This is a genomic window from Kordia sp. (assembly GCF_045105435.1).
Taxonomy (GTDB): Bacteria; Bacteroidota; Bacteroidia; order Flavobacteriales; family Flavobacteriaceae; genus Kordia.
On record NZ_JBGCDL010000335.1, the window covers coordinates 1 to 4,539 of the forward strand.

The following is a 4,539-nucleotide window of genomic DNA, read 5'->3' on the forward strand; positions in this document are numbered from 1 at the left end:
ATTTATTCCACAAAAGAAATGTAGTTTAAAAATAAAATAGCGAGCAATTATCTCGAAGATGCAAGTAAAGCCTTGTCATTTCTAAAATTAATAATTAAAACTAATAGTCATGAGACAAGATGTATTACAAAGGTTCTTTTATAGAACTGAAGATTCAGGAAGATTCCTTGTGACTTCAAAAAGAACAGGAGTCACCTATTTTGTAGAACCAATAGATTCTGGAAAGCCTGCTATTTTATGGGGCGATTTAGATCCAGCTACAAAAAAAATGACTGGAGATTATGGAAATAAAAGAAGAGGTGCCGTTTTGGCGGAAGAATCACTAATTACCTCTGAAAATGGTTTCAAAAACATCTCCACTTTCAAAGGAAGTCCTTTGGGAGAAATTGATCGTAGAGATCGATTGCATGAAATGAAAAAAAATGAAATGTAAAACGAGATGATTCTTTATGTGTCATCCAAAACAAAAAGAAATCATGTTTAAGAAATATAATAGTATTGAAAATACATACCGTGAGAAGGCAACCGAACAAGTATACCTTCACGATTACGGGAACGATGTTTTCGTAGTACAAGAAAAAGTTCATGGAGCTAACTTTTCTTTTATTACTGACGGAACTCGAATCCAAGTTGCTAAACGTACAAGTCTAATTGCTGAAGATGAAAACTTCAACAACCACAACTATGTTTTAAACAAGTATGAAAAAGCAATTACAGCACTTTTCAAGCTTGTAAAGAAAGATTTTCCTGAAACGGAAATGATTACAATTTTTGGTGAAATTTTTGGAGGTAACTATCCGCATTCTACGGTAGATAAGATTGATGGAATGGTTCGCATTCAAAAAGGAGTTTTTTACAGTCCAGAAAATGACTTTTACGCGTTTGATATTTGTTTAGATCACAAGCAATATCTTGATGTAACTATTGCAAACACATACTTTGAGGAAGTTGGATTGTTTTACGCAAAAACACTTTTCGCAGGAACGTTTAGCGAATGCATGGCATATCCAAATGCATTTGAATCTAAAGTACATGAATGGCTAAATCTTCCAACTATTGAAGATAATATTTGCGAAGGAACCATCATCAAACCATTGGTAAGTAAACGATTTGGAAATGGACAACGTGTTATTTTCAAAAACAAAAACGAAAAATGGTCTGAAAAGTCACATGAAAAACGATCAAGAGTTTCAAAGCCAAGTGCAATTGAAGCACTTTCAGATACTGAAAAAGAATTGATGCACACGCTTTTAGGATATGTAAACGAGAATCGTTTGATGAATGTACAAAGTAAACTTGGTGAGTTTTCTCCAAAACAAACTGGAAAAACCATTGGATTACTTGCCAAAGATGCGCTAGAAGATTTCGTAAAAGACCATGAAACTGATTGGGAAAATACGGAAAAGCAACATCAAAAAGTAATGACAAAAATACTGAATAGAGAAGCTGCTACTATAGTAAAAGAAGTGCTTCTTTTTAGGTAATGTAGATAGATTGCCTCTTGTTCATTAGAGACAAGAGGCTTTTGAATAAGAATATTATTTTAGAATTTACTATCTGTTATAGGCTACATTCACTAATTAGTGATTAAATTTATTCATTAAAATAATTTAAAAGAGCATCAAAAAAGGATTTAGATAATGACCGTACAAATACAACATACCATGCTTCCTGAAGGAGATAAAGGTTTTAGCATTAAAAAATACACTGGAGATGCCCCTTTTGATATTTCTCCGTATTATGAAAAACCATTTATGAGTCTTTCAGTCTGTTGGAGAGGTTTTGTGGCTACGTTTGCTGTAAAAAACAATAGATTGTTATTGAAAGATTTGAGAGTTTTTAAAGAAACAGAAACTCCAAGAGTTATTAACGGTGCTAAACCAAAGTTTGTAGATTTTTTTGATTCAAAAATTTTATCCTATAAAAATATAGACTTGGAACTAGACTATACAGGAAAAATGTTAATCACGAAAGGAGATTCGCAACTCGGATTACATCCAAAATTTAATATTGCATCACACAAAAATATTACAGAGTTAGTTTTTTCTTCAGGAGTTTTACAAGAACAGGAAGATTTAAGCGAATTAATAGAACAATTCCGAGAAACTTTGTATGATCATGCAAAAAAGGAATGTATTGAAGAAAATTCATTAAAAATGCTAAGCGAATTATCTTCAAAAGCAATAAGCAAAGAAAAAGTTACGGCGGAAGATAAAGAAAAGATGAAAGTGTTTTTTCAAGAAGCAAAAAAGTTAATTTTAGCAGATAAATTATCAGAAGTACCGAAACAAATTACGAATCATCTATTTAAAAACTTTAAATTGAAAGATGCTGAATTCAAAGAAGAATTTAACCAAAAATTCTATTTAAATTATGGATATTCTCCCTATGATTGGTAAAGTTTAATCAAAATATTCTCCATAGAGAAAACAACAAGAATTCATACTAAAAAAGTATATCAAAACTTTTACTCTTTAGAGTAATACTGGACAACAACTGTCTAAAAATAAAGAAATTAAATTTTAACTACGCGAAATAAACGCGCAGTACTTTAAAACCTTTGTATCTACAATTAAAACAAACAAAAACTATGAAATGAGCCATAGCAATCAGTTGATACCTACTGATATGATTATTGGTGAATTCCATCTGACAGAATTAATAATATAAAAAATGAAACAGATGAAAATTGCAGCAAACAAATGGCGAAATTTTTCAGGAAAAGTATTCGATGTGCCCATCACTAAACTTGTTGAGAATGCCATTATAAAAGAACAGAAAGCTGGTCATAAATTGAAAATCTATGTGGGTTCAGATTCACAAGCCTATAAAACACACGTTGCCTATGGTACTGTGATCGTAATTCTGAGAGAAGGAAAAGGTGGTTTTATGTTCATCAAAAACGAACAAGGAACTACTAAAATAGGCATAAAAGAGCGTATGCTAAAAGAAGTGGCACTATCCGTAGAAACTGCCTATGGCATTTGTGATCTATTAGAAAAGTACAATATTCCATTGGAAGTCCACGCAGATATTAATACAGACTCAAAATATAAATCAAATGTGGCACTCAAAGAAGCAATGGGATATATCTTAGGAATGGGCTTTGCATTCAAGGCAAAACCTTATGCTTTTGCAAGTTCGTCTTGTGCAGATAGTATTGTCTAAATAACATTATATCTCTTCTTTTCTAATGAATACATCAACTACGCAAAATGAATGCGCAGTAGTATATAATATTTGTTCCAGAAAGAAAAACAGTTGCTAATCAATATACTGTTTGGTTAATTATCCTCGCTACACGTGGATTGTAGCGAGGTTCAAAAAAGAAAAAATGAATTAAAAATATCAAGCGAGTCTTGTTGTGTGTTTCTGTATAGCACCATTGTATAAAACGTTGCAAAAATTTGCATTATGCTTTTATATGCAACTCGACTTGGAGGTTTGTTGATTTCCAAAAATCAATATGTTCATGTGGGTTCGAATCCCACTATCTGTTTCAGATATGGCGAAATTGGTAGACGCACTAGATTAGGGTTCTAGCGAATTTTTGCACTGGTTCGATTCCAGTCTCTTGCTCATTAGCGAGGGTAACTCAGTTGGTAGAGTACTACACTTTTAATGTAGATTGAAGTTAGATTTCTTCTAAAAAAATCACCAGCCTGTCACGCTGTTAAAATTGACGAAAACGATGACGTATCAATCTGCTGAAGCTTCAAAAGAAGTAAACAGCAGTTTTGAAATCGCTTTGACATAAAAAGTGCTTACTGATAGCAACTATTATTTCTTGACGATCAAATCAAACTAAAAACATTGCTATTAAGTTGTGTTTTGGTGCGATTCCATCTTCAAAAAAGAACTAGCGAACATTTGTAAAATCTTTTATCTCCGCGAAAGAGAAATGATTGATGCGCTTCGTTTTTACTCGAAAATCGAGACTAAAAAAGTTTAATCGCCAGCAATGGCATAATTAATAATAAAGACATGAAACGAGTACGAATTCACACAGGAAAAGTAGGTTTGGTTTTTAAAAACGGAAACTACCAGAAAGTAATTACTGAAGGAGCATATTGGCTAAAGTTTAGTCAAAATGCAGTTATGTATGATCTTACAGAAAAATTTCATGCACCAATTGCTAGTGAAATTTTATTGCAAGATGTCACCTTAACAAATATGTTAGAAGTGATAGATGTAAATGACAACGAAATTGTATTACTTTTTGAAAAAGGAAACTTTAAAGGCGTATTAGAGACTGGACAACATTTGTATTGGAAAGGTTTGATTAATAGAACTTTTACACGAGTTGACTTAGGTAAAACAGAAATTACAGAGATCAAAGACAAAAACTTGCTAAGCAACTATAATTTGTCAAAATATATCCGATTGTTTGAAGTATTGGAATATGAAAAAGCAATTTTATTGGTTGATGATAAGTTTGAGAAAATTTTAAACTCTGGTATTTATCGTTTTTGGCGAAATGCAACAAACATCAAAATTTCGAAAGTAGATATGCGTCAGTTGCAACTCGAAATTTCGGGT

Annotated in this window: 4 protein-coding genes and 1 pseudogene; all 5 read left to right on the forward strand. The window is 32.1% G+C overall.

Annotated features, from left to right (window positions below):
* The first annotated feature begins 109 nt into the window (after positions 1-109).
* Positions 110-433, forward strand: coding sequence for a hypothetical protein (locus tag AB8B65_RS17065; protein ID WP_405302489.1), 324 nt, complete (start codon positions 110-112; stop codon positions 431-433).
* A 43-nt stretch (positions 434-476) separates the two neighbouring features.
* Positions 477-1,484: an RNA ligase, Rnl2 family gene (locus AB8B65_RS17070; protein WP_405302490.1), complete on the forward strand. Its 1,008-nt coding sequence runs from the start codon at positions 477-479 to the stop codon at positions 1,482-1,484.
* A 156-nt stretch (positions 1,485-1,640) separates the two neighbouring features.
* Complete coding sequence (locus AB8B65_RS17075; protein WP_405302491.1) at positions 1,641-2,399, forward strand: hypothetical protein; 759 nt, start codon at positions 1,641-1,643, stop codon at positions 2,397-2,399.
* A 283-nt stretch (positions 2,400-2,682) separates the two neighbouring features.
* The gene (locus AB8B65_RS17080) at positions 2,683-3,168 is read left to right on the forward strand and encodes a ribonuclease H-like YkuK family protein (protein WP_405302492.1); all 486 of its coding nucleotides are present in this window, start codon (positions 2,683-2,685) and stop codon (positions 3,166-3,168) included.
* An 816-nt stretch (positions 3,169-3,984) separates the two neighbouring features.
* Positions 3,985-4,539: pseudogene (locus AB8B65_RS17085) on the forward strand (slipin family protein); the annotation flags it as partial.